The organism is Frondihabitans cladoniiphilus, from assembly GCF_039544345.1.
GTDB classification, from domain to species: domain Bacteria; phylum Actinomycetota; class Actinomycetes; order Actinomycetales; family Microbacteriaceae; genus Frondihabitans; species Frondihabitans cladoniiphilus.
The window spans coordinates 634,929-660,323 of the sequence record NZ_BAABLM010000002.1; the positions used below are offsets into that span (position 1 = coordinate 634,929).

Sequence of the window (25,395 nt, forward strand, 5' to 3'; positions counted from 1 at the left end):
CCTGATCAGCCCACAGGTCGGACGCATAGACTCGCCCTTTGTGAACGGACCCCTGATCGTCCAGAGTGATCGCACCGTCCTCCTCGAAGTCGCGCACCCCGACGCCGAGGACGCGCGACACGACCTCTCGGTGTTCGCCGAGCTCGAGCGGGCTCCCGAGCACGTGCACACGTACCGCATCACGCGGCTCGGTCTCTGGAATGCGCGCGCCGCGGGCCACACCGCCGAAGACATGCTCGGCACGCTCGAGAAGTACTCCAAGTTCCCTGTCCCGCAGAGCGTCACCGTCGACATCGGCGAGACCGTCGCCCGCTACGGCCGCATCGTCGTCGAGCGAGACGGCACCCAGCTCCTCCTCCGCGGCACCGACACCGCCGTCCTCCGCGAGGTGGCCCGCAACAAGAAGATCGCCGAACTCCTGGTCGGCAAGCGGAGCGACGACGTCTACGAGCTCGCCGAGTGGGCTCGTGGCGAGGTCAAGCAGCAGCTGATCAAGCTGGGCTGGCCCGCCGAAGACAATGCGGGCTACACCCCCGGCACGCCCCACGAGATCGCTCTCGACACCAGCGAGTGGGCTCTGCGCGGCTACCAGCAGGAAGCCGTCGACAACTTCTTCTCGGGCGGCTCGGGCGTGGTCGTCCTGCCCTGCGGCGCCGGCAAGACCCTCGTCGGAGCCGGAGCGATGGCCCAGGCGAAGACCACCACGCTCATCCTCGTCACCAACACCGTGTCGGCCCGTCAGTGGCGCGACGAGCTTCTCAAGCGCACCACCCTCACCGAGGACGAGATCGGCGAATACTCCGGCTCGGTCAAAGAGGTCAAGCCTGTCACCATCGCCACCTACCAGATCCTCACGGCGCGCCGGGCCGGCAAGTACACGCACCTCTCGCTCCTCGACGCGCTCGACTGGGGCCTCGTCGTCTACGACGAGGTGCACCTCCTCCCGGCGCCGGTCTTCAAGCTCACCGCCGAGCTCCAGGCCCGCCGTCGACTCGGCCTGACCGCGACGCTCGTCCGCGAGGACGGCCGCGAGGCCGACGTCTTCAGCCTGATCGGGCCGAAGCGCTTCGACGCTCCCTGGAAGGAGATCGAGGCGCAGGGCTTCATCTCGCCGGCCAGCTGCTACGAGGTCCGGGTGGATCTCCCGCAGGATGCACGGCTCGAGTACGCCGCATCGGCAGACGACGAGCGCTACCGCCTCGCCGCCACCGCTCCCATCAAGTTGGACGTGGTGCATCAGCTCGTGGCCAAGCACGACGGTGAGCAGATCCTCGTCATCGGCCAGTACCTCGACCAGATCGACGAGCTCGCCAAGTCCCTCGGCGCCCCGAAACTGACCGGCGCCACTCCCGTCGAGGAGCGACAGCGCCTGTTCCAGGCCTTCCGCGACGGCGAGGTCAAGGTGCTCGTCGTCTCGAAGGTCGCGAACTTCTCCGTCGATCTGCCGGAGGCCACGGTCGCCATCCAGGTCTCCGGTTCGTACGGGTCCCGGCAGGAGGAGGCGCAGCGCCTCGGCCGACTGCTCCGCCCGAAGAAGTCCGGCCTCCCGGCTTCGTTCTACACGCTCGTCAGCCGCGACACGGTCGATCAGGACTTCGCCCAGAACCGCCAGCGGTTCCTCGCCGAGCAGGGCTACAGCTACACGATCCTCGACTCGATCGCCCTCGCCGCCTAGCGGCAGTGTCCGCCTCACGGGACGGCGCCAGTGCGTTCAGCAACAGGTGCCGCATAACCTATACCACCAACGACCAGCCTGCTAACGCGCCCCTCACAGGAAACGCTTAGACCGCGCGCAGATACTTGAGTCATGAGCGATGGCCCCAAGATCCTTATCGTCGATGACGAGCCCAACATCCGCGACCTTCTCACGACGAGCCTCCGCTTCGCCGGATTCGCCGTCCGAGCGGTCGGCAACGGCGCTCAGGCCATCTCCGCGGTCCTCGAAGAAGAGCCCGACCTCATCATCCTCGACGTGATGCTGCCGGACATGAACGGCTTCGGCGTCACCAAGCGCCTCCGCTCCTCCGGCTACACCTCGCCGATCCTCTTCCTCACGGCGAAGGACGACACCGAGGACAAGATCACGGGCCTCACCGTCGGCGGCGACGACTACGTCACCAAGCCGTTCAGCCTCGACGAGATCGTGGCGCGCATCAAGGCGATCCTGCGCCGCACGATGAACGAAGACGAAGACGCCATCATCCGCACCGGCGAGCTCACGATGGATCAAGACACCCACGAGGTCACCATCGGCGACACGGCCATCGAGCTCAGCCCGACCGAGTTCAAGCTCCTCCGCTACCTCATGCTCAACCCGAACCGCGTGCTGTCGAAGGCGCAGATCCTCGACCACGTCTGGGAGTACGACTTCAACGGAGACGCCGGCATCGTCGAGAGCTACATCTCGTACCTCCGCCGCAAGCTCGACCAGTTCTCGGCCGAGCCGATCATCCAGACGAAGCGCGGCTTCGGCTACATGCTCAAGGCCGCCAAGGTCTGAACCCCGTCGGCATTCCGATGCCCGACTTCCAGACTCCTTCGCTACCGTAGAGGCTTATGCACACGCGCTTCTCGCGGTGGTGGAATGAGATCTCGATCCGCACCAAGATCACCGGCATCACGGTGTGTCTGGTGACCCTCGGGCTGCTCGTCGCCGGGCTCGGCACCATGACCGTGCTGAGCACCTACCTGATGAACCAGGTCGACAACAACCTGACGAGTGCCGCCCGAAGCATCACCCTGTCGCAGATTTCGAGCACCTACTGCCCCCAGACCTTTGGAGTGGCATCGGCAAGTTACGTCGCCGTCCTGTCCAGCGACGGCACGCTCGTGTGCGACAACTCGCGCGACCTCACCTCCGGATCGGGCCCCGACGTCAATGGGTTCACCGCTACGGAGGCGGCGAAGCACACCTCCGCCTTCAGCGAGTTCAACGACGACCACACCCAGCAATGGCGCCTCGTGGCCGCCGAGCGGCGCCTATCCAGCGCCAGTCCGGCGGTGTACGTGACCGTCGTAACGGGCACCAATCTGGCGGCGACCAGCAACACGATCGCTCGATTCGTGTACATCTTCCTGGGCTTCGGCCTCTCCGTCATCGTGCTCGGCGCGGCGATCACCCGGCTCCTCGTCACGTCGACCTTCGCCCCTCTCCGCGACGTGGAAGACACGGCCGCACGCTTCGCCGACGGCGATTTCAGCCAGCGTCTCGATTCGACGACTCCGAACACCGAGGTCGGACGTCTCAACCGCAGCCTCAACATCATGCTGAGCCGAATCGACAACGCCTTCGACGACCGCGCCAAGACGATCGACCAGATGCGCCGGTTCGTCGGCGACGCAAGCCATGAGCTGCGCACGCCGCTCGTGTCGTTGCGGGGCTACGCGGAGCTGTACCGGATGGGGGCGCTCACCAAAGAAGAAGACGTGGCCCAGGCGATGGAACGCATCGAGAAAGAGGCCATCCGCATGGGCGGACTGGTGCAAGACCTCCTCCAGCTGGCGCGCCTCGACGAGTCCAAGCCGCTCGAGCTCGGCCCGGTCGACCTGGTCACGATCGCCCGCGACTCCGCTCTCGACACGATGGCCTCGAACACCGACCGTGAGATCCGGGTGCTCGTGCGCGAGCCCGTCGAGCCCGGCGCCGATTCCACCGAGGAGTACGAGGTTCCGGCACCCCTGAACCCCGCGGGGGCGAGCGCCGCGAACGTCACCGGCCCCATCGCCTTCGCCGGTGCGACACTCGCCCGCCTCCGCAGCCGACGAGCACGCGCCGTCGTCGAGCCCGGGTCGGACACCGCGGCGGCCCGGCCTCAGCTCGACCCCGTCGTCGAGAGCGCCATCAGCCCGATCGTCCTCGGCGAGGAGAACAAGATCCGTCAGGTCGTCACCAACCTCATGGGCAACGCCATGCGCTTCACCGAGCACGACGCGCCCATCGAGCTCGCCGTGCAGGCCGACCCGGGCCGCGGCATGGCCACCATCGACGTGATCGACCACGGCGAGGGCATCCCCCCGCAGATCCGCGAGAAGATCTTCCAACGCTTCTGGCGCGCCGACTCCTCGCGCACGCGCGACACCGGCGGCAGCGGCCTCGGGCTGGCCATCGTGTCGGGTATCGTCGCGGCCCACAAGGGTGAGGTCGACGTGTTCGACACCCCGGGTGGAGGCGCCACCTTCCGCGTCGCGTTCCCCCTGCTGCCCGAGCAGCTCGCGCAGGCGCGCCCCGTCTCGCCCTCCGCCGCTTCGTAGCTCGCCGGCGTCCGCGTCCCCGCCTAAACACCCACCGTCGGCACGAACACCCACCCTAGGCGCGGTGTTCATGCCGACAGCAGGTGTTTTCGGCCAGCACGCACCCCCGCACAACGGCAAAGGCCGGCTCCCCCGAGGGGGAACCGGCCTGAGCGGTGAAGCGGCAGCGCCTGAGGCGGTACTGCGGTGGAACCAGCGGACTAGAAGTCCATGCCACCCGTGGGGTCGCCGGCCGGAACCGGGTTCTTCTCGGGCTTGTCGGCGACGACGACCTCGGTGGTGAGGAAGAGGCCGGCGATCGAGGCGGCGTTCTGCAGAGCCGAACGCGTGACCTTGGCGGGGTCGATGATGCCGGCGGCCAGCATGTCGACGTACTCGCCGGTCGCGGCGTTGAGGCCCCAGCCGACGGCGAGGTTGCGCACCTTGTCGGCGACGACGCCGGGCTCCATGCCCGCGTTGAAGGCGATCTGCTTGAGCGGAGCGTCGATGGCGACACGGACGATGTTGGCGCCCGTGGCCTCGTCACCGGTCAGTTCGAGGGTGTCGAGCACCATCTTGCCGGCCTGGATCAGAGCAACGCCACCACCGGCGACGATGCCCTCTTCGACGGCAGCCTTCGCGTTGCGGACGGCGTCCTCGATGCGGTGCTTGCGCTCTTTGAGCTCGACCTCGGTCGCAGCGCCGGCCTTGATGACGGCGACGCCACCGGCCAGCTTCGCGAGACGCTCCTGGAGCTTCTCGCGGTCGTAGTCGGAGTCGGTGTTCTCGATCTCGGCGCGGATCTGACGAACGCGGCCCTCGATCTGCTCCTTGTCTCCGGCACCTTCGACGATGGTGGTCTCGTCCTTGGTGATGACGACCTTGCGAGCACGGCCCAGGAGGTCGAGGGTGGCGTTCTCGAGCTTGAGTCCGACCTCCTCGGCGATGACCTGACCACCGGTGAGGATGGCGATGTCCTGGAGCTGAGCCTTGCGACGGTCTCCGAAGCCGGGGGCCTTGACGGCGACCGACTTGAAGATGCCGCGGATCTTGTTGACGACGAGGGTCGCGAGAGCCTCACCGTCGACGTCCTCGGCGATGATCAGGAGCTGCTTGCCCGACTGGATCACCTTGTCGACGATCGGCAGCAGGTCTTTGATGTTCGAGATCTTCGAGTTGACGATCAGGATGTAGGCGTCTTCGAAGACGGCTTCCTGGCGCTCGGGGTCGGTCACGAAGTACTGCGACAGGTAGCCCTTGTCGAAGCGCATGCCCTCGGTGAGCTCGAGCTCGGTGCCGAAGGTGTTCGACTCCTCGACGGTGACGACACCCTCCTTGCCGACCTTGTCGATGGCCTCGGCGATGAGCGCGCCGATGGTCGGGTCGGCGGCGGAGATGGAGGCCGTGGCCGCGATCTCTTCCTTGGTCTCGATCTCCTTGGCGTTCTCGAGCAGCTGCGCGGAGACGGCCGCGACGGCCTTCTCGATGCCGCGCTTGAGGCTGATCGGGTCGGCGCCGGCGGCGACGTTGCGAAGTCCCTCGCGAACGAGGGCCTGGGCGAGCACCGTGGCGGTGGTCGTGCCGTCTCCGGCGACGTCGTCCGTCTTCTTGGCGACCTCCTTGACCAGCTCGGCGCCGATCTTCTCGTACGGGTCGTCGAGCTCGATCTCCTTGGCGATGGACACACCGTCGTTGGTGATCGTGGGGGCGCCCCACTTCTTCTCCAGAACGACGTTGCGACCACGCGGGCCGAGGGTGACCTTTACAGCGTCGGCCAGAATGTTGAGGCCACGCTCGAGGCCACGACGGGCCTCTTCGTCAAAAGCAATGATCTTAGCCATGTGTGTTTTTCGTCCCTCCCGGACGTCGTGGGGCGGATGAACCCCTGCAAGAGCTTTGGCACTCACTACACGTGAGTGCCAATTGATTCTGGCACTCTGCAGGGTCGAGTGCAAGCCGCACGAAGAACGCCGCTCACGAAGGTGAGCGGCGTCCCGAAGGAGGAGACGGGGGATGCACGGCACGCCGTGCAGCCCCGTGCGGGTCAGGCGAGGCGAACGCCCTCGGCCTGCGGCCCCTTGTTGCCCGTCCCGACCTCGAACGTGACGGCCTGGCCCTCTTCGAGGACCTTGTACCCCGTCATGTCGATGGCCGAGTAGTGGACGAAGACGTCTTGTCCGCCCCCCTCGACGGTGATGAAACCGTAGCCCTTTTCAGCGTTGAACCACTTGACGGTTCCGTTGGCCATGTCGTACTCCCTGCTGGTGTTTCGGCAGCTGCTACCTGCCCCGGTGGTGCCCAGGATCCTGCCCTGGTGAAACCAGATAGTAGTGAAAACAGGGAGCGAGAACTGTACCCCGCGAGTAAAAAATCGTCGCGAACGAACGATATGGAGCGGTTCTTAATACGGCCGTAACGTGAGCGTCACGCAGGTGTCGATCAGCCCGAGAAATCGCTGCCGAGCACGACGGTGACGGTGGCCCCCGGGAACTCCGTGCTCACCTGCACCGTGGCGATGCCGAGCGACTTGGCGACGCCCAGGGCGATCGACTCGTTGCCCTCGCCGGCGGTGTAGTAGACGACCGACTGCGTCAGTGCCTTCGTCGCGTTGCCCTCGTTGCCGACCTTCCAGCCGGCGGTCTTCAGCTTCGTCCCCGCCGTCGCGGCGAGCCCCCGAGTGGTGGTCGAGTTCAGCACCGAGATCGTCGTCGAGGCCGGCACCGACCCGGGCGTCGCCGGAGTGGGCGTCGGCGTCGGCGTGACCGTGGGGGTGGGGGTGGCCGAACCGGTGGCGGACCCGGTCGCCGAGGCACTGGCGGTCGAGCCGCCGGCAGCGCTCGAGCCGTTGAACTGGAAGCTCGCGTCGGTGGCGAGGAGGACGCCGTAGCCGGCGCCGACGAGGATCCCGCAGGCGAGGGCGGCCCAGGCGAACACGATGAGCCCGTGGTGCCGGCGGCCGCCCGCGCGGTGGGCGCCGACGCGCAGCAGCGAGTCGGGGACGCCGTCGAAACGATCGGGAGCGAAGTGGGCCATGGGCGGATTCAGGTCTTCCGTGGGTCGGTGGGCCGGAGCCCTCGAGGTCAGCGGGCCGAGGGCCCGAAGGTGCGAGTCGTTCGCGCGGCGGCCCGGGAGTCGCGCAGGCGCAGCAGTCTCCCGACGAGCATCGGCGCGTAGGCCAGTGCAGCGGGTCGTTCTATGAGAGAGCCGAGCAGTTGCTGATACCGGGGCGCGCTGAGCCCGAGTTCGCGGCGGATCGCCGCTTCTTTCGGCGCAGCACCGACGGGTGCGCTCTGCTCGAAGTCGAGGATGCGGCGATCGCGCTCGGTGAGTCCACCCACGTGCTCGTCCTGCATCGGCCCTGCCCTTCGGTTTCCGTCATCCTAGGGCCGCACCCGGCGAAGGCTGCGGAGGCGCGACGGACTCAGACCGCCTCGAGAACCGTGCCGTGGGCATCCCCCGTCGCGATGGCGCGTCCGTCCAGGGCGAGGGTCGCGAAGTGCTGCCGCTCTCGAGCCGCAGCCGGCAGAGTGGCGTCGATCCCGCCGAGCGACCCTGACTTCTCGTACGAGATCCACCGCACCCCGAGCCGCGCGATCTCGTCGACGAAGGCCTGCCGCCGCTCCCCCGGCAGGTACACGAGGCTGCCTGTCGAGACCACCACCGGCGTGAGCGTGGGATGCACGAGCCCCACCATCTCGGAGAGCCCGCCCACGGCGTCCCCCTCCCGCACCTCCGTCGGCTCCGCGGCCGCGATGCGTGCGGCTGCTCGCAGCAGCGCCACCCGCTCGTCCTGCCCCGGCCAGAGGAGGGTCTCGAGCCAGAGGAGGTCGGCGTCGTCGCGGACGTCGAGCGGAGAGAGGTCGAGGCCGGCGCGGAAGCGGATCTCGGGCAGTCGGGCGGACGTCGGCACGAGCATCCCCCGGCTCACGGCTCGGACTCGGACCGCCGACCGCGCGTCTCCGAGGACGACGGAGCCCGAGGGTCCGTCGACCGTGACGGCGTAGCGGTCGGGGTAGAGGCAGAGCCCCGCGGAGGCGCCGACCTCGAGGAGGGCGACCGGCGCCTCGATCCGCGTGAGGGCCGCGGCGACCGGAGCCACCCGCCGGACGTCGTTGGTCTGGGTCGAGCGCCGGTCGAGTTCGTGGACGAATCGGTCGGCGTGCGCCAGCAGCCAGGTCCGGAGAGAGGGGAACGGCCCGAGGCCCGATCCGAGGAGACGACTGACCGCGAACACGAGGACGGGCTGCCGCTGTGATGCTCGCGCGCGATCGATCAGGGCGACGAGGTCGGCGTCGCTTGCGACACCGCGCGCCCACGCCGCATAGAGAGAGGAACCGGAACGCTCCGCGACGTCGGCGAATTCGGCGAAGCGCTGGGCCGTGTCCATGCCGCGAGCATACGGTCCGCTCGCGGCCGGCACGCGGGTGACTCACGGAATGCGCCCGGCCTCCACAGTGTTGAATGAACGGGCGCCGGTGACGGCGCCGACCCCGAACGAAGGAGAACTCGTGGACTACAAGATCCAGAAGACCGACGCCGAGTGGCGCGAGGAACTGAGCCCCGAAGAGTTCGCCGTGCTGCGCCAGGCCGCGACCGAGCGTCCGTGGACGGGCGAGCTGCTCGACGAGAGCCGCGCCGGCGTCTACACCTGTGCGGCCTGCGGCAACGAACTCTTCAAGAGCGGCACCAAGTTCGACTCCAACTGCGGCTGGCCCTCGTTCTACGAGTCCGTCCGCCCCGAGGCTGTCGAGCTGATCGAAGACAAGTCGCTGGGCATGGTGCGTACCGAGGTCCGCTGTGCGAACTGCGGCTCGCACCTCGGCCACGTGTTCGACGACGGCTTCGGCACGCCGACCGGCGACCGCTACTGCATGAACAGCCTTTCGCTCGAGTTCACGCCGGGCGAGTAGGCATGACGGCTCTCGAGGCCGCGCGCCGTCGTCGGTCACGCTCGAAGGTGACCGACGAGGCGCCCTCCGACGAGCAGTTCCTCGAACTGGTGTCGGCGGCCGCCACGGTCGCCGACCACAGTGAACTGCAGCCCTGGCGCCTGATCGAGTTCCGAGGCCACTCCCGCGCCGCAGTGGGTCGCGCCATTGCGGCCGCGAGCGGAGCGACGGGCGACGCCGCCGACAAGCTCGCCGGCAAGGCCCTCCGTTCGCCGCTGCTGGTCGCCGTCGTCGTCTCTCCGCGCGACAGCCGCAAGGTGCCCTACTGGGAGCAGGAGGCGGTCGCATCCGGCGTCGCCCACCTGCTCAGCCTCCTTCTCGACGAGGCCGGTTGGGGTGTCATGTGGCGCACGGGCGTCTGGACCCGCTCGCCCGAGGTCGCCGAGGCGCATCGGCTGGCCCCCGGCGAGAACCTCCTCGGCTGGCTCTACATCGGTGGCAGGCCCGACCGCGACGACGACGGAAGACCCCGCAAACCGGTGGATGCACGTCGCTTCGTCACCTCGTTGTAGCGCTTCTCTCCCCCTGAACACGAAGAAGCCGCCCGGGCGACCGGGCGGCTTCTTCTCTGCGGGATGGCGGCTTACCAGGAACGGTCGCTGCGCCCGATGAAGGTCATGGGGATGAAGAGGGCCGCGGTGCAGGCGAGGATGCCGCCGAGGAAGGTCAGGTAGCGCCACGCCTCGGCGACCTGGAACGCCAGGCCGAAGCAGAACATGCCGAAGAGGAACAGCGCGATGGCCAGGACGGCGATGATGATTTTCGACAAGGGAACTCCTCAGGTGTTCGGCGACTCCCTCTAGAGTAGGCCCTTCCGGCGGCACCTCGCATCGCGGACGACGGGAGCGCCTTGTCGTTTAGACTGTCAGGGCTTCATGCCGACTTGGCGCAATTGGTAGCGCAGCTGTCTTGTAAACAGCAGGTTGCGGGTTCAAGTCCCGCAGTCGGCCCCACGTCTTTCCGGTCGCTCGGCCTCCCTCTCGACAGGGCCCCTGGTTCCGTCACCCAAGCAGGGGCGACCCGCTTTGGGGAGCAGACACCGCGGCCGTCTGCTGCGAGGTTGGACGCATGCCCCTGCTTCACCCGTCCGCCGTCCGCCGCGCCCGCCGAGACCGCTCGCCCCTGACGCGCCGGCTCGTCGTCGCCGCGACGTCGGCGCTCGTGGCCGCCGGTCTCGTCGCAGCGGCTCTGTCGACGACGGCGACCGCCGAAGCGGCGACCACCACGAGCAGCGCGACGAGCTCCTCGGCCGGCAGCTCCGCGAGCAAGGCCTGGGGCGGCTACAGCAACGGATCCATTCCCCTGACCGCTCTGACGAGCATCCCCGGCGGCTATCTCCGCCCCGACGCCGCGACGGCCTACACGGCCCTCGCCGCTGCGTTCACCGCGACCTTCCACGAGCCCCTCACCGTCGTCGAGGGCTACCGGAGCCTCGACTCGCAGACCGCGATCTTCCAGTCGCGCTTCACCGTCTCGGCCACCCCGACCCCGATCTCGTGGAACGGCCAGTACTGGACGCAGAACGCCGGCGCCGCGATCGCGGCGGTCCCCGGGACCTCCGTCCACGGGTGGGCTCTCGCCATGGACCTCGGGTCGAACGTGCAGATCGCCTCGAGCCCCGAGAAGGCCTGGGTCGACGCGAACGGTCCGGCCTTCGGCTGGTATCCCGTCGGCAATGACTTCGGCGAGCCGTGGCACTTCGAGTTCACGCCCACCGGCACGAGCGCGTATCCGACCACGGCGTCCACGACGCCGGTCGCCACCGGCCCGGGTGGTGCCGTCGTCGTCGGCGGCGCCACTGCACCGTCGGCGATCTTCGTCGCTCCGGCCACCGCATCGACGGGCGCCGCCGACGAGAGCGCTCCCCCTGTCACCACCGGTCTGGACGCCGACGCCTTCCGACCCGCAGCCGACTCGGACCCGACACCGGGCATCCTCGCCCTGCCGTACGCCCCGGACGGCCTCCGCGTCGGAGCGGCCTCGATCGTGGACCGCACGAACGGCTGACACCCCTTTCACGCGTCATCCCTCGGCCGGACCCCCGCGCCCGGAGCCGCCCCGCGGCGCCGCATATTCTTCCGTCGGCATATATCCGGGGGACGTCCGGCAACCATCCAGATGAAGGGGTCGTAAACTCGAGGGGGCTTTCACGCGCCCGGAATACGTCCGAGCGCACCTCGGGCCCGAACAACTCGATAGGGAGTTCCGTTGGACGGAAATGCAACGACGAGGCACAAGAACGTCGCGCTCTTGTCGGTGACCAGCACGCTGGCCGACCGCGTGACCACCTCCGATGAACTCGATCGTCGCCTCCAGCCCGTCCTCAAACGCCTGAAGCTGCCCAAGGGCCTCCTCCAGCGCGTCGCGGGCGTCATCGAACGCCGCAACTGGAGCGACGGGCAGACCTTCGAGAAGGCGGCCATCGACGCCGGCAAGCGCGCCCTCGCCGAGGCCGGCATCCGCCCCGATCAGGTCGGGCTGCTGATCAACACGTCGATCACTCGTCGCAACCTCGAGCCCTCCGTCGCCGTGCACCTGCACGACGGTCTCGGCCTGGGTTCAGCGGCCCTCAACTTCGACATCGCGAACGCCTGCCTCGGGTTCGTCAACGGCATGAACCTGGCCGCGTCGCTGATCGACGCCGGTCAGGTCGACTACGCCGTCATCATCGACGGCGAGGACTTCGACGACGTCCAGAACAACACGGTCGAACGCCTCCTCAACGGGAACATCGCCCGCCGCGACTTCATGAGCGAGTTCGCCAGCCTCACGCTCGGATCAGGAGCGGCCGCGGCCGTCCTGGGGCGAGCGGACGCGCATCCCGAGGGCCACCGCATCGTCGGGGGCATCACGCGCTCGGCGAGCCAGTACAACGACCTCTGCGTCGGCACCATCGACGGCATGTTCACCGACGCCAAGGGGCTGCTCAAGCACGGCATGGAGCTCGTCGTGCAGGCCTGGACCGACGCCAAGAAGGAGTGGGACTGGGCCGGAATGGACCGCTACGTCATGCACCAGGTGTCGGACATCCACACCGCCGACTTCGTCAAGTCCGCCGAGCTCGACCGCGATCTCGTCCCCCTCACGTACCCGCGGCTGGGCAACGTCGGATCGGCGTCGATCCCGATCACTCTGGCCGGCGAGAAGGAGACGCTCTCGAAGGGCGACCGCGTCCTCCTCATGGGCGTTGGCTCCGGCATCAACACGGCCATGACCGAGATCGCCTGGTGACCTCGCGCCTGCCGCGAGCGGCTCGAGCCGTTCAACCGGCGAAGTTCCCTCCGGCCGGCCTGCCGGGCCTCGACCCCGCGTTCTCCCGCCTCGTCACGGCGGCCGACCGCACCTGGCACCTGCTCGACAATCAGGCCGCGCTCGACGCCGCCGGCGTCACACCCGCCGGCACCGTCCTCTGCGTCCACGGCAACCCCACCTGGTCGTACCTGTGGCGTTCGTTCGTCTCGAAGGCCACCGAGCAGGCGCTGGCCGGCGGCACGGCCTGGCGGGTCGTCGCCGTCGACCAGCTCGACATGGGCTTCTCGGAACGCACGGGCGTCGAACGCGACCTCACCCTCCGCATCGGCGACCTGGCCGATCTGACCGATGGGCTCGCTCTCGAAGGCCCCGTCGTCACGTTCGGCCACGACTGGGGTGGAATCATCTCGCTCGGCTGGGCCGTCGACCACCGCGCGCAGGTCGCCGGAGTCATGCTGCTCAACACCGCGGTCGAGCAGCCGTCCGACTCGAAGATCCCCGCGCCGCTGCGACTCGCTCTCGGCAAGGGAGTGCTCGGGCCGGCGACGGTGTCGACGACGGGATTCCTCGAGACGACGCTGGGGCTCGCGCATCCCCCGCTCTCGCCACTCGTGAAGGACGCCTATCGGGCACCCTACCGCGGGGCCTCTCGCCGAGGGGGCATCGGCGCCTTCGTCGGCGACATCCCGGTCGACGCGGCGCACGTCAGCGAGGCCGAGCGGCGCCGGGTCGCCTCCGCGATCGCCCGGCTCGAGGTTCCGGCCCTCATGCTCTGGGGCCCGCGCGACCCGATCTTCAGCGACCGCTACCTGGACGACCTCCGCTCGCGCCTGCCGCAGGCCGACGTCCACCGCTTCGAGGGCGCCGGCCACCTGATCGCCGAAGACGTCGACTACGCCGCGGCGGCCCTTACCTGGCTCGACGACCGGGTCGCCGCCCCCGCCGAGGCGGAACCCGAAACGGGGGATGCCCGCCGCGCCGCGCCGACGGAGACCTCGACGTCGCTCTGGCGCTGGCTCGACGCCCGCCGCGGCAGCGACGAGACGGCTCTTGTCGAGATGTCCCGCACCCCCGGCGAGCGCCCCCGAGTCGTCAGTTGGCGGCGTCTCTCCGAGCGCGTCTCCGACCTCGCCGCCGGGTTGTCGCAGATCGGGGTGGCGAGGGGCGACCGGGTCTCCCTCCTGGTCCAGCCGGGGGTCGACCTCACCGCCGTCCTCTACGCCTGCCTCCGCATCGGCGCCGTCGTCGTCGTCGCCGATGCCGGGCTCGGTGTCCGCGGTCTGACCCGCGCCGTCCGAGGAGCCTGGCCGGACCACGTGATCGGAGCCCTTCCCGGCCTGTCGGCCGCCCGCGCCCTGGGGTGGCCGGGCCGCCGGATCTCGACCGAGGCTCTCGCCGCGCCGCTTCGACGTGCGCTGCACGTCGAGCACTCGCTGCCCGAGCTCGCGTCCCTCGGAGCCGCCGCCGGCACGGCCGCTCTTCCTGACGTCCCCGGGCCCGAGACCGAGGCGGCCATCCTGTTCACCTCCGGCTCGACCGGTCCGGCCAAGGGCGTCTCGTACACGCACGGGCAGCTGGCCGCCGTCGTCGAGGTCCTCGCGAGCACGTACGACGTGGGCCCCGACACGGGACTCGTGGCGGGCTTCGCCCCCTTCGCGCTGCTCGGCCCCGCCCTCGGCGCTCGGTCCGTCACGCCCGACATGGACGTCACGGCACCCCGCACGCTCACCGCCACGGCCGTGGCCGACGCCGCTGCCGAAGTGGACGCCACCGTCGTGTTCCTCTCTCCTGCGGCCCTGACGAACGTGGTCGCCACGTCCGGCGCCCTGAACGAGACGCACCGGGTCGCCCTCGAGCGGGTCGACACGTTCCTCTCCGCCGGCGCCCCGGTCTCACCCGAACTCCTTGCCGAGGCGACCCTCCTCATGCCGAACGCGTCGGCCCACACTCCGTACGGCATGACGGAGGGGCTGCTGCTCACCGACATCACGCTCGAGGGCATCCGCGAGGCGGAGGCGAAGGCAGGAGCACAGGCGGGAACGCCGACCGGCGGCGCGAACGGAGTCTGCGTGGGTCGGCCGGCGGCGGGGGTCCGCATCCGGATCGCAGCCCTCGACGGCGGCGGGCGTGCATCCCACGATTTCGACTCGACGCCCGACGTGACAGGCGAGGTGGTCGTCTCGGCGCCTCACGTCGAAGACCACTACGACCAGCTCTGGCTGACCGACCGGGCCGCCCGCCGTGGAGCGCCCTCGGGCGAACGCTGGCATCGCACCGGCGACGTGGGCCACCTCGACTCCGAGGGGCGACTCTGGATCGAGGGGCGTCTGCCTCACGTGATCACCACGGCCGAGGGGGCGGTGACCCCGGTCGCGCCCGAGCAGCGCATCGAGGCGCACCCCCGCGTCGCGCGTGCCGCCGTGGTCGGCACCGGCCCGACCGGGACCCAGCAAGTGGTCGCCGTCGTCGAGACCTACCCGCCGGCACGCGCCGTCCGCCTGGCCGACTCGGGCCTCGCCCGTGAGGTGCGCGCGATCGCCGGAGTGCCGCTGGCCGCGGTGTTCCTCGTGCCCACGCTGCCCACCGACGTGCGGCACAACTCGAAGATCGACCGCACGGGCCTCGGCGCCTGGGCCGAGGGCGTCCTGGCCGGCGCGAAGCTCACCGAACCGAAGTGAGACTCGCGTGAAGGTGCTGGTGACCGGCGCGAGCGGCTTGCTCGGGCGCGCGGTGGCTACTGCCGTCCTCGGGGCCGGGCACCAGGTCCGTACCTTCCAGCGTCGCGCCTCCGGCGTGATGGGGGTCGAGGATGCACGGGGCTCGGTCACCGAGGCCGCCGACGTCCGCGCCGCTCTGGTCGGCATCGACGCGGTGGTCCATCTCGCGGCGAAGGTCTCCCTCGCCGGCGACCCCGCGGAGTTCGCCGCCGTCAACGTCGGCGGGACCCGGCGTCTGCTCCGCGCCGCTCGCGAGGCGGGCGCCTCCGGATTCGTCTTCGTCTCCTCCCCGTCCGTCGCCCACGCCGGATCGTCCATCGTCGGCGACGACGCGCTTCCGGCCGATCCGCTCCGAGCCCGCGGCGAGTACGCCCGCACGAAGGCGAAGGCCGAGGCCTACGCCCTGGCCGCCGACGGGCACGGTTTCGCCGTCACGGCGATCCGCCCCCACCTGGTCTGGGGGCCGGGCGACACGCAGCTCGTCGGACGCATCGTCGACCGGGCCCGGGCCGGACGCCTCCCTCTGCTCGACCACGGCTCGGCCCTGATCGACAGCATCTACGTCGACAACGCCGCGTCCGGCATCGCGGCGGCGCTCGAGCGCGCGGAGGCCGTTCACGGCAACGCGTACGTCCTCACCAACGGCGAGCCGCGCCCGGTCGCCGAGCTCCTCGCGGGGATCTGCCGTGCCGCGGGCGTCCCGGTGCCCCGGCGGAACGTCCCCGCCGGCCTCGCCCGGGTCGCCGGCAGCCTCATCGAAACGGCGTGGCGGATCCGCCCCGGTCTCGACGAACCGCCCATGACGCGGTTCCTCGCGGAGCAGCTTTCGACGGCGCACTGGTTCGACCAGCGCCGATCCCGTCGCGACCTGCAGTGGACCCCGGCCGTCTCGCTCGACGAGGGGTTCCGCCGACTCGCCGCATCGTACGGCCGCTAGGCCGACTCGCCTTCAAGCCGTCTGGCGGTCAGGCCGTCAGGCCGTCAGGTGGTCAGGCCGACGGCGCCGGTCCCGCGCTCGTCCGTTCGATGAACCGCACCGGGGCGGGGTCGAGCCAGGGCACCGGAGGCTGACCGGCCAGCTCGGCCAACAGCACTCGGGCGGCGAAGCGTCCCTGCTCGACCGGGTCCTGGGAGAACGTGGTCAGGCCGAGCACCTCGCCGTAGGCGTGCCCGTCGATCCCGACGACGGAGAGGTCCTCGGGGATCCGCAGCCCGGCCTCGCGGATCGCCACGATGGCTCCGAACGCCATCTCGTCCGAGGCGGCGAAGACCGCCGTCGGCCGTGAGTCCGACGCGAGGATCCGGGCCATGGCGTCGTGACCGCCCTGGAAGGAGAACGCCCCGTTGCCGTCCCATTCGGGGCGCGGCTCGATGCCGTGGGTGGCGAGGGCGTCGGCGAAGCCCTCGTGTCGCTCCCCGGGTACCGCGGTGTTGAGCCCCTCGCGGTCCTGGCCGCCGATGTGCGCGATCGCCCGGTGACCGAGACCGAGCAGGTACTCCGTCGCCGTCCGCGCCACCGCGTAGTCGTCGATGCCGAGGTGCCTCACCCCGGGGGCCGGCCCGCCGATCACCAACGTCGGGTACTCCATCGTTTCGAGCTGTCGCCGTTCGTCGTCCTCGAAGACGAGCGACAGAAGGATGAGGGCGTCCACCCGCTTGCGCAGGATCGACCGGTGGAACACCCGCTCGCGATCCCCGGCGAGACCGCCCAGGTTGAAGAGGATGAGGTCGTAGCCGGCGCGACGCAATTCGGCGTCGACCCCTTCGAGGACCTGGATGTAGAACCAGCGGTCGATCACGGGCACCACGACCCCGACGGCTCGGGTACGCCCCGTGGCGAGCCCGGAGGCGGCCGACGACGGGATGTAGCCCAGTTCGTCGGCCTTCCTCCGGACGGCCATGATGGTCGACGGTGCGACGCTCGGGAGGTTGCGGAGAGCCCGGGACACGGTGGATTTCGACAATCCCGTCGCCGCCGCGATCTCCTGGATGCCGTTCACGAGTGCGACTTTACTTCGTCGAGGAACCGGTCTCCGACCGGGTCCCGTGACCGGGACGGTCGAGCGCCCCCTCGCGGCGGAGGATCGCGCCGCGATGGCGGACCTCCACCACGAGGGCGACCACGATCGCGAGCAGTACGAGCGCCCAGGTGAGAGCCGGTCGGCCGGTGAGCTCGCACGCCACGGTGGCGACGAGCATCACCACCCCGAAGAACGCCAGGAACCCGATCCCCATGTCGACCCGGTCCGTCGGACGCGGGGGGCGCATCCTCGCCATCGTCTCAGCCCTTCACTCCGCCGGCGGTGAGGCCGGCGACGATCCGCCGCTGGAAGATCAGCACCAGGACGACGAGAGGGATCGTGACGATCGTGCCCGCCGCCATGATCGCCGTGTACGGCTCCTGGTGCGGCACGCTGCCCTGGAAGCCCGCGATCGCGACCGTCACCGGCTGCGTCGCGTCGCTCGAGAGCTGGCTCGAGATGAGGTACTCGTTCCACGAGGAGATGAAGGCCAGGATCGCGGTGGTGAAGACCGCGGGCGCGGCGAGGGGGAGGATGATCCTCCGGAACGCCTGCACGCGGGTGCACCCGTCGATCCGAGCCGCCTCCTCGAGGTCCCACGGCATCTCCCGGAAGAACGACGTCAGCGTGTAGACCGTCAGCGGCAGCACGAACGAGATGCTCGGCAGGATCAGCGCCTGGTACTGCCCGATCCAGCCGATGTTCGTGAACAGCTGGAACAGCGGCGTGATCAGAGCGACCCCGGGGAACATCGAAGCGGCGAGGATGCCCCCGGCGATGACCGACTTGCCCTTGAAGTCCAAGCGTGCCAACGCGTACGCCGCACTGGTACCGACCAGGAGCCCCACGACGGTCACCACGGCCCCGATGAAGAGGCTGTTCAGCAGCGCCCGTCCGAGGTGGTTGCCCAGACTCGTCGAGAACGCGGTCGTGAAGTTGTCGAACGTCACGTGACTCGGCCAGGCATCGGTCGAGAACGTGAAGCCGACGTCGCGGAAGGCCGTGACGATCATCCAGTAGAACGGCAGCAGGCACCAGACGGCGATGACGATGGCACTGATCGCCGTGCGGATCGCGGGGCCGCGGTGCTTCGCGACCCGCACCTTCACCTCGTCGCGCTCGCGCGCGACCTCACGGGTACTGCTTCGGGTACGACCCACGGCGACGCTCATTTGAGTTCACCTCTCTGTTGCGCGGCCTGCGTCTGCACGACATTGGCTCCGAGGAACCGGACGAACAGGAACGCGACCAGGAAGACCAGCAGGAACGTGATGGTCGAGAGGGCGGAGGCCGAATTGAACCCCTGCCGGATCTGTTGCACCACGAGGATGGAGAGGGTCGTGGTCGAGTTGCCGGTGCCACCACCGCCTCCGGTGAGGATCGCCGGGAGGTCGTACATGCGCAGGGCGTCGAGGACGCGGAACAGCACCGCGACCATGAGCGCCGGCTTGACGAGCGGCAGGGTGATCCGGAAGAAGCGCTGGATCGTCGACGCCCCGTCCATCGAGGCGGCCTCGTAGACCTCCTCGGGGATGAGCTGCAGACCGGCGAGGATCAGCAGCGCCATGAAGGGGGTCGTCTTCCAGGTGTCGGCGATGATGATCGCGAACCGCGACGACCACGCTCCCGACGTCCAGATGATGTGCGTTCCGAGCACGTGGTTGAGGATCCCGTTGTAGTCGAAGATGAAGTACCAGAGCTTCGCCGTCACGGCCGTGGGGATGGCCCACGGCACGAGGATCGCCGCACGGACCAGGGCACGGCCCCGGAAGTTGCGGTTCATGATGATCGCCATCCACACGCCGATCACGGTCTCGAGGGCGACGGTGCACACCGTGAAGAACAGGGTGTTGCCGATCGCCTCCCAGAAGACGGCGCCGATGTTGCCCGGAGGGCACGCGCTGGTTCCGGCAGCGGTGGTGCACTGCTGCAGGAACCAGTGCGCGTAGTTCGCGAGTCCCGCGAAACCTCCCGCCACGAACAACCCGGTCGCCTTGTCGAGCCCGGCGTCTTTCTGGAACGACATGATCACGGCACTGATCACCGGATACCCGATGACGACGGCCAGGAGGATGCCCGTGGGGACGATCAGATAGAAGGCCCAGCGGCCGTGCGCCTCGTTCAGTCCGCCCTTCTTGCGACTCTTCGCAAGGGGAAGTGTCACGGCCACGGGATCAGCCCGCTGCCTTGATGGCCGCCTGCATGTCCTTCAGCGCCTGGTCGACCGTCTTGCTCCCCTTCAACGCCGCGTAGGCGTTGTCCTGGATGGCTCCGGTGACGGCGGGGTAGAACGGCGAGACCGGACGCGGCACGGCGCTCTGGATCGACTTCAGCAGCACCGGCAGGTAGGGCAGCTTCTCGACGAGCGTCGGGTCGCTGTAGAGGCTGGCGACGACCGGTGCGAGGGAGCCCTGCGTCGCGAAGAACGACTGCGTCTCGTTGGACTCGAGGAACTCCAGGAAGTCGTGGGCCGTGGCCTTGTGCTTCGAGTAGACGCTGATGGCCGCGTTGTGACCGCCGAGCGTGGAGGCGCCGATGCCCGTGTCGCCGGGGAGCGGGGCGATGCCGAAGGTGTCCTTCACCGTCGAGGAGCCGTCGGTCTTGGCGAGGCTGTAGACGTACGGCCAGTTGCGCAGGAACAGGAGCTTGCCGGCCTCGAACGCCGTGCGGCCCTGCTCCTCCTGGTAGGTGATCGCCTCGGCGGGGATGTTTCCGTCCTTGAAGGCGTCGACCAGGTTCTGGAGGCCCTTCTTGGCGGCCGCGGTGTCGACGGTCGGTGTCACGCCGTCCTTGGCGAGGATCGAGCCGCCGGCGCCGTTGATGGCCTCGGCCGTGTTGACGGTCAGACCCTCGTACTTGGCGAACTGGCCGGCGTAGCAGCCGATGCCGGCCTGCTTCGCGATGTCGCAGTCGGCCATCATCTCGTCCCACGTGGTGGGCGGGGTCTTGATGAGGTCGCTGCGGTAGTAGAGGAGTCCGCCGTCGGAGGTCTGCGGCGCGGCGAACAACGTCTTGTTGTAGGTGGCGGTCGCGACCGTCGACGGAAGGAGCTTCGAGGTGTCGATCTTCATCTTGCCGGTGAGCGGCGTGAGCCAGCCCTTGGCCGCGAACTCGGCGGTCCAGACGACGTCGACGTCGACGACGTCGTAGTTGGCGTCCTTCGCCTGGAAGTGCTGCACGAGGTCGTCGTGCTGCTGGTCGGCCTGGTCGGACTGCTCCTTGAAGGTGACCTTCTCGCTCGGGTGGGCTGCGTTCCACTTGGCGACGAGAGGCCGGACGACGTTGGAGTTGTCCTTGCCCTGGACGTAGGTGATCGGCCCGCGACTGTCCTGCCCGCTTGCCGCGTCGCCCCCTCCGCTTCCGCTCGAGCTGCTCCCCGAGCAGCCGGCCAGTGCAAGACCGATGACCGCGATTCCGGCCACGGCTGCGAGACGTGTGGGTTTCATGTCTTCTCCTCATTGAGATTGCACGTGCTTCATTGCTTGGTGCCAGGCAAATCTAACCCCGAGGGGTTACGCACTGCAACCGGTTGCAGCAACCGGTTGCCACGAGTATAAAGTGGTCGCCACGCCCACGACCCCGGAAGGAAACCTCGACGATGAGCACCCTGCCCGATACCCGGCCCCTGGCCGACACCGCTGCCGAGAGAGGAGGGGAGTGGTGGCGAGACGCCGTGATCTACCAGATCTACCCGCGCTCGTTCGCCGACTCGAACGGTGACGGGATCGGCGACTTCCCGGGCTTCACCTCGAAGATCCCCTACCTTTCGGAGCTCGGCGTGGACGCCGTCTGGCTGTCGCCGTTCTACGTCTCGCCCCAGGCCGACGCCGGGTACGACGTGGCCGATTACCGCGACGTGAACCCGCTCTTCGGCACTCTGGCCGATTTCGACGAGTTCGCGGCGACCGCCCACGCGGCGGGCATCCGCGTCGTCGTCGACCTGGTGCCGAACCACTCCTCCGACGAGCACGAGTGGTTCGTCGCCGCCCTGGCCGCAGGCCCCGGATCCCCCGAACGCGCCCGCTACGTGTTCCGCGAGGGGCGAGGGGAGAACGGCGAACTGCCGCCGAACAACTGGCAGTCCAACTTCGGCGGCCCGGCCTGGACCCGGGTCCCGGACGGCCAGTGGTACCTGCACCTCTTCGATACCAAGCAGCCCGACTTCGACTGGAACAACGCGGAGGTGGCCGACTTCTTCGACGACGTCCTCCGCTTCTGGCTCGACCGGGGTGTCGACGGTTTCCGGGTCGACGTCGCCCACGGTCTGATCAAGGCGGAGGACCTGCCCGATCAAGAGGAGGGCGAGACCAAGAAGCTCGAAGGCGGCGGCAACAACGGCCCCATGTGGGATCAGGAGGGCGTCCACGAGATCTACCGACGCTGGCACCGGGTGCTCGCCGAGTACGACGGCGACCGCTTGCTCGTCGCCGAGGCCTGGGTGTCTCCCCCGGCGCGGTTGGCCCGCTATGTCCGCCCCGACGAGATGCACCAGGCGTTCAATTTCCCGTACATGGTCGCGGGATGGGAGCCCGCCCGCCTCCGCCGGGTCATCGACGAGTCGATCGAGGCGAACGAGGGCGTCGGGGCGCCGACGACCTGGGTGCTGTCGAACCACGACGTTGTCCGGCACGCTTCCCGCTTCGGCCTCACCGATCCGACGTCCTGGCCGCGCGGCATCTCGGCCGACGACGAGCAGCCGGATGCCGCGCTGGGCCTCCGACGAGCCCGCGCGGCTTCCCTGCTCATGCTCGCCCTCCCCGGCTCGGCCTACGTGTACCAGGGCGAGGAGCTGGGCCTGCCCGAGGCGACCGAGCTGCCGGCGGAGGTGCGGCAGGACCCGTCCTTCGCGCGGACCGAGGGCGCCGACACGGGGCGCGACGGGTGCCGCATCCCCCTGCCCTGGACGCGGGAGGCACCGGCCTTCGGTTTCGGCCCGTCGCCCGAGCTCTGGCTGCCGCAGCCCGAGTCGTACGGTCCTCTCGCCGCCGATCAGCAGGTCGGCGTTGCCGGCTCCACGTTCGAGCTCTACCGGGCGGCGCTGGCTCTGCGCGGGGAGTACGAGCTGGGTTCCGGATCCCTGTCCTGGAACCTGTCGGACGCCTCCGTCCTCTCCTTCACGAACGGGGAGGTGCTGGTGGTGTCGAACCTCGGTGGATCCGCCGTTCCGCTGCCGACCGACGCGACGCTGTTGCTGTCGAGCGACGCGGCGCCGGCGCCTGCCGGGGAGCTGCCTTCCGACACGACGGTCTGGCTTCGTCTCCCCGCCTGACCCGTCCGGTCGCACCTCGCCCGCGCGAGGCTCCAGGATCCGCTGCCCCTCCCCCTGGGGAAAGCACTCCCTGGAGTCTCGCGCCCCGCGGGTCAGTGGCGCTGGCTCTCGGTGCGCAGCGCCCCCTTCAGTTGTTCTGACAAGCACTGAGAAATGGAGAAGCCCCCGCGTTAGCGAGGGCACAGCCAAACCATTTCGGGCGCGCAGCGCCCCTCTTTAGTTGTTCTGACAAGCACTGAGAAATGGAAAAGCCCCGCGCTAGCGGGGCAGGGCCAAACCATTTCGATCGCTGGGGTACCTGGACTCGAACCAAGAACAACTGAACCAGAATCAGTCGTGTTGCCAATTACACCATACCCCAAGGTTTCAGATCGAGATCCGAACCGAGACTCTACTGTACAGCATCCGCGAGGTCTCGAATGCCGCCCACGAGGTCCCGGTTGATCGTGGCCGCGACTCGGGCGCCGCTGCCGGCCGCCACGATGAGCTGCTGCGGCCCCGGCGCCGTCGACTCACCCGCTGCGTAGAGGCCGGTGACGGCGGTACGACCGTGGTCGTCTACTACGAGGAGCCCGTCGCTGTCGAACTCCGCTCCGACGCCGTCGAGGAATCCGAGCTCGCTCGACCAGGTCGGCCGGACGAATCCCCCGCTGCGGGCCACGACCTCGCCATCGGCCAGCCGGAGTCCGCTCATGCCGTCGCGGTCGCCCTCGATCTCGGCGATCGCACGTCGGTCGACCGGGATGCCCCGCGCATCCAACGTCTCTTCCTCCAGCAGCGTGATCGCGTCGCTGCCGTTCGTGAAGACGATCAGGTCGTCGCTCCACTGCGCCAGGAGCAGGGCGCGCTCGGCCAGGTCGGAGTGCTCGCCGATCACGGCGAGCGGCTGGTCGCGCTTGTCGTAGCCGTCGCATTCGATGCAGCTGTGGATGCTCGTCCCGTAGAACGTGCGCAACGCGGCGATGCCGGGCAGCGTCTCGGTCAGGCCCGTCGCCACCAGCACGGTTCCGGCCACGGCGCTCGACGTCTTGTTGCGGAGCGAACAGTCGAGCACGAACCCAGCATCCGATCGGGTGATCGCCTGCACCTGCGTCATGCGGTGCTCGGCCCCCTCGTAGCCCAGGAACTCCTCCCGCCCTAAGCGGCGCAGCTCGAGCGGCGAGATGCCGTCACGTGTCAGGTACCCGTGCGACACCAGGGTCGCCGAGTTGCGCGGTCGATTGCTGTCGATGAGCAGGACACGCCTGCGCGCCCGGACCAGATTCAGCGCAGCGCTCAGACCCGCCGGCCCTCCACCCACGATCGCGACGTCGTAGACGTCGCCCGCTCCTTGGGCCGCGGCGTCGGTCATGACCGCGCTGCCAGCTTCTCGAGCCGGGCAATACTCGACTCCCGCCCGAGGATCTCCATCGACTCGAACAGCGGCGGGCTCACCCGGCGGCCGGACACGGCGACGCGCAGCGGCCCGAAGGCCACGCGAGGTTTCAGACCCAGCCCGTCGATCAGCGCGACTCGCAGTGCCGCCTCGATGCTCTCGCGCGTCCAGTCGCCGAGACCACCCAGGGCCGCGAGGGATGCACGGAGCACGTCTCCGGACGTCTCACCGAGTGTCTTCAGGGCGTCGTCGTCGTACTGCAGCTCGTCGTCGCTCGTGAACAGGAAGCCCAGCATGCCCGGCGCCTCGCCGAGGAGCTGCATGCGCTCCTGCACGAGCGGAGCGGCTGCGGTCAGGACCTCCTGCTGCTCGGGCGTGGGCGGGTCGGCGATGTAGTCGGTCAGGTACGGCACGAGGCGCGTGGCGAAGTCGTCCGCCTCGAGCAGCCGGATGTGGTCGCCGTTGATCGACTCGGCCTTCTTGTGGTCGAAGCGCGCCGGATTCGGGTTCACGTCGACGACGTCGAACGCGGCCACCATCTCGTCGAGGGAGAACACGTCGCGATCGTTCGTGAGCGACCAGCCCAACAGTGCAAGGTAGTTGACCAGGCCCTCGGGAATGAAACCGTTGGCCCGGTGGTGGAACAGGTTCGACTCGGGGTCGCGTTTGGAGAGCTTCTTGTTGCCCTCGCCCATCACGTACGGCAAGTGGCCGAAGCGTGGGATGAACGTGGCGACGCCGATCTCGACCAACGCCTCGTAGAGTGCGATCTGTCGCGGCGTGGACGAGAGGATGTCCTCCCCTCGAAGCACATGCGTGATCCCCATGAGGGCGTCGTCGACCGGGTTCACGAACGTGTACAGGGGTATGCCGTTGGGGCGGACCACGACGAAGTCCGAGAACGACCCTTGGGGGAACGTGATGGGGCCGCGGACGAGGTCGTCGAAGCTCAGGTCGCGGTCGGGGACGCGCAGACGGAGCGCCGGCTGCCGACCCTCGGCCTTGAAAGCAGCGCGCTGCTCAGCGGTCAGCTCGCGTTCGAAGTTGTCGTAGCCCTGCTTGGGATCGCGACCGTTAGCGACGTTCCGCGCCTCCATCTCCTCGCCCGTCACATAGCTCTCGTAGAGGAGGCCGCGGTCTTTCAACTGCTCGATGATGCCGGCGTAGACGTCGGAACGCTGAGACTGACGGTAGGGCCCGTTGGGCCCGCCGACCTCGACGCCTTCGTCCCAGTCGAGCCGGAGCCAGCGCAGAGCATCGATGATCTGCGCGTAGCTCTCTTCGCTGTCTCGGGCAGCATCGGTGTCTTCGATACGGAAGATCAACTTGCCGCCGGTGTGCCGGGCATAGGCCCAGTTGAACAGGGCGGTACGGATGAGGCCGACGTGCGGGGTCCCGGTCGGGGACGGGCAGAATCGGACGCGCACATCGGCGCCGGTGGCAGTGGTGAAGGAGGCAGACATCGCCGTCAATCCTACCTTCGAGCGACCCGGCGGAGCGGGGCTGCGGAGAACACGCTTAACGCAAGAAAGCCACCCTGTGGGGGTGGCTTTCTTGGTGGTGCTGAAGTTGAGTCCGGCGG

Annotated in this window: 23 protein-coding genes and 2 tRNA genes; 11 read left to right on the top strand and 14 right to left on the bottom strand. The window is 68.9% G+C overall.

Annotation, left to right across the window (positions count from 1 at the left end; translation table 11 throughout):
• Positions 1 to 40 precede the first annotated feature (40 nt).
• The 3 genes from ABEA39_RS08035 to ABEA39_RS08045 all read left to right on the top strand — a co-directional run bounded on the left by ABEA39_RS08035 (position 41) and on the right by ABEA39_RS08045 (position 4,251).
• On the top strand, positions 41 to 1,675 hold the full coding sequence (locus ABEA39_RS08035; RefSeq protein WP_345375210.1) for a DNA repair helicase XPB: 1,635 nt from the start codon (positions 41 to 43) through the stop codon (positions 1,673 to 1,675).
• Between the two features lie 132 nt (positions 1,676 to 1,807).
• On the top strand, positions 1,808 to 2,500 hold the full coding sequence (locus ABEA39_RS08040) for a response regulator transcription factor (protein WP_345375213.1): 693 nt from the start codon (positions 1,808 to 1,810) through the stop codon (positions 2,498 to 2,500).
• A 56-nt stretch (positions 2,501 to 2,556) separates the two neighbouring features.
• The gene (locus ABEA39_RS08045; RefSeq protein ID WP_345375215.1) at positions 2,557 to 4,251 is read left to right on the top strand and encodes a sensor histidine kinase; all 1,695 of its coding nucleotides are present in this window, start codon (positions 2,557 to 2,559) and stop codon (positions 4,249 to 4,251) included.
• Between the two features lie 200 nt (positions 4,252 to 4,451).
• Here ABEA39_RS08045 and groL read toward each other — a convergent pair whose 3' ends face one another.
• From groL to ABEA39_RS08070, 5 genes are all read right to left on the bottom strand, one after another.
• Complete coding sequence (groL, locus tag ABEA39_RS08050; RefSeq protein ID WP_345375218.1) at positions 4,452 to 6,071, bottom strand: chaperonin GroEL; 1,620 nt, start codon at positions 6,069 to 6,071, stop codon at positions 4,452 to 4,454.
• 203 nt (positions 6,072 to 6,274) lie between these two features.
• Positions 6,275 to 6,478: a cold-shock protein gene (locus ABEA39_RS08055; RefSeq protein ID WP_345375220.1), complete on the bottom strand. Its 204-nt coding sequence runs from the start codon at positions 6,476 to 6,478 to the stop codon at positions 6,275 to 6,277.
• Positions 6,479 to 6,669: 191 nt separating this feature from the next.
• Positions 6,670 to 7,263: a LytR C-terminal domain-containing protein gene (locus ABEA39_RS08060; protein WP_345375222.1), complete on the bottom strand. Its 594-nt coding sequence runs from the start codon at positions 7,261 to 7,263 to the stop codon at positions 6,670 to 6,672.
• 47 nt (positions 7,264 to 7,310) lie between these two features.
• The gene (locus ABEA39_RS08065; protein ID WP_345375224.1) at positions 7,311 to 7,583 is read right to left on the bottom strand and encodes a DUF3263 domain-containing protein; all 273 of its coding nucleotides are present in this window, start codon (positions 7,581 to 7,583) and stop codon (positions 7,311 to 7,313) included.
• Between the two features lie 68 nt (positions 7,584 to 7,651).
• Positions 7,652 to 8,617, bottom strand: a complete 966-nt coding sequence (locus ABEA39_RS08070) for a DUF2332 domain-containing protein (RefSeq protein WP_345375226.1) — start codon at positions 8,615 to 8,617, stop codon at positions 7,652 to 7,654.
• 121 nt (positions 8,618 to 8,738) lie between these two features.
• On the opposite strand from ABEA39_RS08070, the gene msrB reads away from it, so the two are divergent.
• Positions 8,739 to 9,140 (top strand): peptide-methionine (R)-S-oxide reductase MsrB, encoded by a 402-nt coding sequence (msrB, locus tag ABEA39_RS08075; RefSeq protein WP_345375228.1) that lies wholly within the window; start codon positions 8,739 to 8,741, stop codon positions 9,138 to 9,140.
• A 2-nt stretch (positions 9,141 to 9,142) separates the two neighbouring features.
• Positions 9,143 to 9,691: a nitroreductase family protein gene (locus tag ABEA39_RS08080; RefSeq protein ID WP_345375230.1), complete on the top strand. Its 549-nt coding sequence runs from the start codon at positions 9,143 to 9,145 to the stop codon at positions 9,689 to 9,691.
• 71 nt (positions 9,692 to 9,762) lie between these two features.
• Here ABEA39_RS08080 and ABEA39_RS08085 read toward each other — a convergent pair whose 3' ends face one another.
• Complete coding sequence (locus ABEA39_RS08085; protein ID WP_345375232.1) at positions 9,763 to 9,948, bottom strand: hypothetical protein; 186 nt, start codon at positions 9,946 to 9,948, stop codon at positions 9,763 to 9,765.
• 108 nt (positions 9,949 to 10,056) lie between these two features.
• On the opposite strand from ABEA39_RS08085, the gene ABEA39_RS08090 reads away from it, so the two are divergent.
• From ABEA39_RS08090 to ABEA39_RS08110, 5 genes are all read left to right on the top strand, one after another.
• Positions 10,057 to 10,132 (top strand) — tRNA-Thr (locus ABEA39_RS08090).
• Between the two features lie 115 nt (positions 10,133 to 10,247).
• Positions 10,248 to 11,186, top strand: coding sequence for a M15 family metallopeptidase (locus tag ABEA39_RS08095; protein ID WP_345375234.1), 939 nt, complete (start codon positions 10,248 to 10,250; stop codon positions 11,184 to 11,186).
• A gap of 201 nt (positions 11,187 to 11,387) precedes the next feature.
• Positions 11,388 to 12,410, top strand: coding sequence for a 3-oxoacyl-ACP synthase III (locus ABEA39_RS08100; RefSeq protein ID WP_345375237.1), 1,023 nt, complete (start codon positions 11,388 to 11,390; stop codon positions 12,408 to 12,410).
• The gene (locus tag ABEA39_RS08105; protein ID WP_345375239.1) at positions 12,407 to 15,109 is read left to right on the top strand and encodes an alpha/beta fold hydrolase; all 2,703 of its coding nucleotides are present in this window, start codon (positions 12,407 to 12,409) and stop codon (positions 15,107 to 15,109) included. Before ABEA39_RS08100 ends, ABEA39_RS08105 begins: the two co-directional genes overlap by 4 nt.
• Before the next feature lie 7 nt (positions 15,110 to 15,116).
• Complete coding sequence (locus ABEA39_RS08110) at positions 15,117 to 16,085, top strand: NAD-dependent epimerase/dehydratase family protein (RefSeq protein ID WP_345375241.1); 969 nt, start codon at positions 15,117 to 15,119, stop codon at positions 16,083 to 16,085.
• A 52-nt stretch (positions 16,086 to 16,137) separates the two neighbouring features.
• Here the strand turns inward: ABEA39_RS08110 and ABEA39_RS08115 are convergent, their stop codons facing one another.
• Genes ABEA39_RS08115 through ABEA39_RS08135 form a run of 5 tightly spaced genes read right to left on the bottom strand, consistent with a single transcriptional unit; the run spans position 16,138 to position 20,615 of the window.
• A complete protein-coding gene (locus tag ABEA39_RS08115) occupies positions 16,138 to 17,148 on the bottom strand; it encodes a LacI family DNA-binding transcriptional regulator (protein ID WP_345375243.1) in 1,011 nt (336 codons plus the stop codon).
• A 10-nt stretch (positions 17,149 to 17,158) separates the two neighbouring features.
• A complete protein-coding gene (locus tag ABEA39_RS08120) occupies positions 17,159 to 17,416 on the bottom strand; it encodes a hypothetical protein (protein WP_345375245.1) in 258 nt (85 codons plus the stop codon).
• A 13-nt stretch (positions 17,417 to 17,429) separates the two neighbouring features.
• Entirely contained in the window at positions 17,430 to 18,341 is a 912-nt protein-coding gene (locus ABEA39_RS08125; protein ID WP_345375247.1) for a carbohydrate ABC transporter permease, read from the bottom strand.
• Positions 18,338 to 19,333 (bottom strand): carbohydrate ABC transporter permease, encoded by a 996-nt coding sequence (locus tag ABEA39_RS08130; RefSeq protein WP_345375249.1) that lies wholly within the window; start codon positions 19,331 to 19,333, stop codon positions 18,338 to 18,340. The genes ABEA39_RS08125 and ABEA39_RS08130 overlap by 4 nt, the downstream gene beginning before the upstream one ends.
• A gap of 10 nt (positions 19,334 to 19,343) precedes the next feature.
• Positions 19,344 to 20,615 carry an ABC transporter substrate-binding protein gene (locus tag ABEA39_RS08135; protein WP_345375251.1) on the bottom strand — a complete coding sequence of 424 codons (1,272 nt, stop codon included), beginning with the start codon at positions 20,613 to 20,615 and terminating at the stop codon, positions 19,344 to 19,346.
• A gap of 152 nt (positions 20,616 to 20,767) precedes the next feature.
• Between ABEA39_RS08135 and ABEA39_RS08140 the strand changes: the two genes are divergently transcribed.
• Positions 20,768 to 22,438, top strand: coding sequence for a glycoside hydrolase family 13 protein (locus ABEA39_RS08140; RefSeq protein ID WP_345375253.1), 1,671 nt, complete (start codon positions 20,768 to 20,770; stop codon positions 22,436 to 22,438).
• A 289-nt stretch (positions 22,439 to 22,727) separates the two neighbouring features.
• On the opposite strand, the gene ABEA39_RS08145 is transcribed toward ABEA39_RS08140, so the two are convergent.
• The 3 genes from ABEA39_RS08145 to gltX all read right to left on the bottom strand — a co-directional run bounded on the left by ABEA39_RS08145 (position 22,728) and on the right by gltX (position 25,276).
• A tRNA-Gln gene (locus ABEA39_RS08145) sits at positions 22,728 to 22,799 on the bottom strand.
• A 30-nt stretch (positions 22,800 to 22,829) separates the two neighbouring features.
• Complete coding sequence (locus ABEA39_RS08150; RefSeq protein ID WP_345375256.1) at positions 22,830 to 23,789, bottom strand: NAD(P)/FAD-dependent oxidoreductase; 960 nt, start codon at positions 23,787 to 23,789, stop codon at positions 22,830 to 22,832.
• Complete coding sequence (gltX, locus tag ABEA39_RS08155; RefSeq protein ID WP_345375258.1) at positions 23,786 to 25,276, bottom strand: glutamate--tRNA ligase; 1,491 nt, start codon at positions 25,274 to 25,276, stop codon at positions 23,786 to 23,788. The genes ABEA39_RS08150 and gltX overlap by 4 nt, the downstream gene beginning before the upstream one ends.
• Positions 25,277 to 25,395: the final 119 nt, after the last annotated feature.

Excerpts from the sequence above, each read along its gene's own strand:
- ABEA39_RS08040 (WP_345375213.1), top strand. The coding sequence starts at position 1,808 with ATGAGCGATGGCCCCAAGATCCTTATCGTCGATGACGAGCCCAACATC.
- ABEA39_RS08045 (WP_345375215.1), top strand. The coding sequence starts at position 2,557 with ATGCACACGCGCTTCTCGCGGTGGTGGAATGAGATCTCGATCCGCACC.
- groL (WP_345375218.1), bottom strand. The coding sequence starts at position 6,071 with ATGGCTAAGATCATTGCTTTTGACGAAGAGGCCCGTCGTGGCCTCGAG.
- ABEA39_RS08055 (WP_345375220.1), bottom strand. The coding sequence starts at position 6,478 with ATGGCCAACGGAACCGTCAAGTGGTTCAACGCTGAAAAGGGCTACGGT.
- ABEA39_RS08060 (WP_345375222.1), bottom strand. The coding sequence starts at position 7,263 with ATGGCCCACTTCGCTCCCGATCGTTTCGACGGCGTCCCCGACTCGCTG.
- ABEA39_RS08065 (WP_345375224.1), bottom strand. The coding sequence starts at position 7,583 with ATGCAGGACGAGCACGTGGGTGGACTCACCGAGCGCGATCGCCGCATC.
- ABEA39_RS08070 (WP_345375226.1), bottom strand. The coding sequence starts at position 8,617 with ATGGACACGGCCCAGCGCTTCGCCGAATTCGCCGACGTCGCGGAGCGT.
- ABEA39_RS08080 (WP_345375230.1), top strand. The coding sequence starts at position 9,143 with ATGACGGCTCTCGAGGCCGCGCGCCGTCGTCGGTCACGCTCGAAGGTG.
- ABEA39_RS08095 (WP_345375234.1), top strand. The coding sequence starts at position 10,248 with ATGCCCCTGCTTCACCCGTCCGCCGTCCGCCGCGCCCGCCGAGACCGC.
- ABEA39_RS08120 (WP_345375245.1), bottom strand. The coding sequence starts at position 17,416 with ATGCGCCCCCCGCGTCCGACGGACCGGGTCGACATGGGGATCGGGTTC.
- ABEA39_RS08125 (WP_345375247.1), bottom strand. The coding sequence starts at position 18,341 with ATGAGCGTCGCCGTGGGTCGTACCCGAAGCAGTACCCGTGAGGTCGCG.
- ABEA39_RS08135 (WP_345375251.1), bottom strand. The coding sequence starts at position 20,615 with ATGAAACCCACACGTCTCGCAGCCGTGGCCGGAATCGCGGTCATCGGT.
- ABEA39_RS08140 (WP_345375253.1), top strand. The coding sequence starts at position 20,768 with ATGAGCACCCTGCCCGATACCCGGCCCCTGGCCGACACCGCTGCCGAG.
- ABEA39_RS08150 (WP_345375256.1), bottom strand. The coding sequence starts at position 23,789 with ATGACCGACGCCGCGGCCCAAGGAGCGGGCGACGTCTACGACGTCGCG.
- gltX (WP_345375258.1), bottom strand. The coding sequence starts at position 25,276 with ATGTCTGCCTCCTTCACCACTGCCACCGGCGCCGATGTGCGCGTCCGA.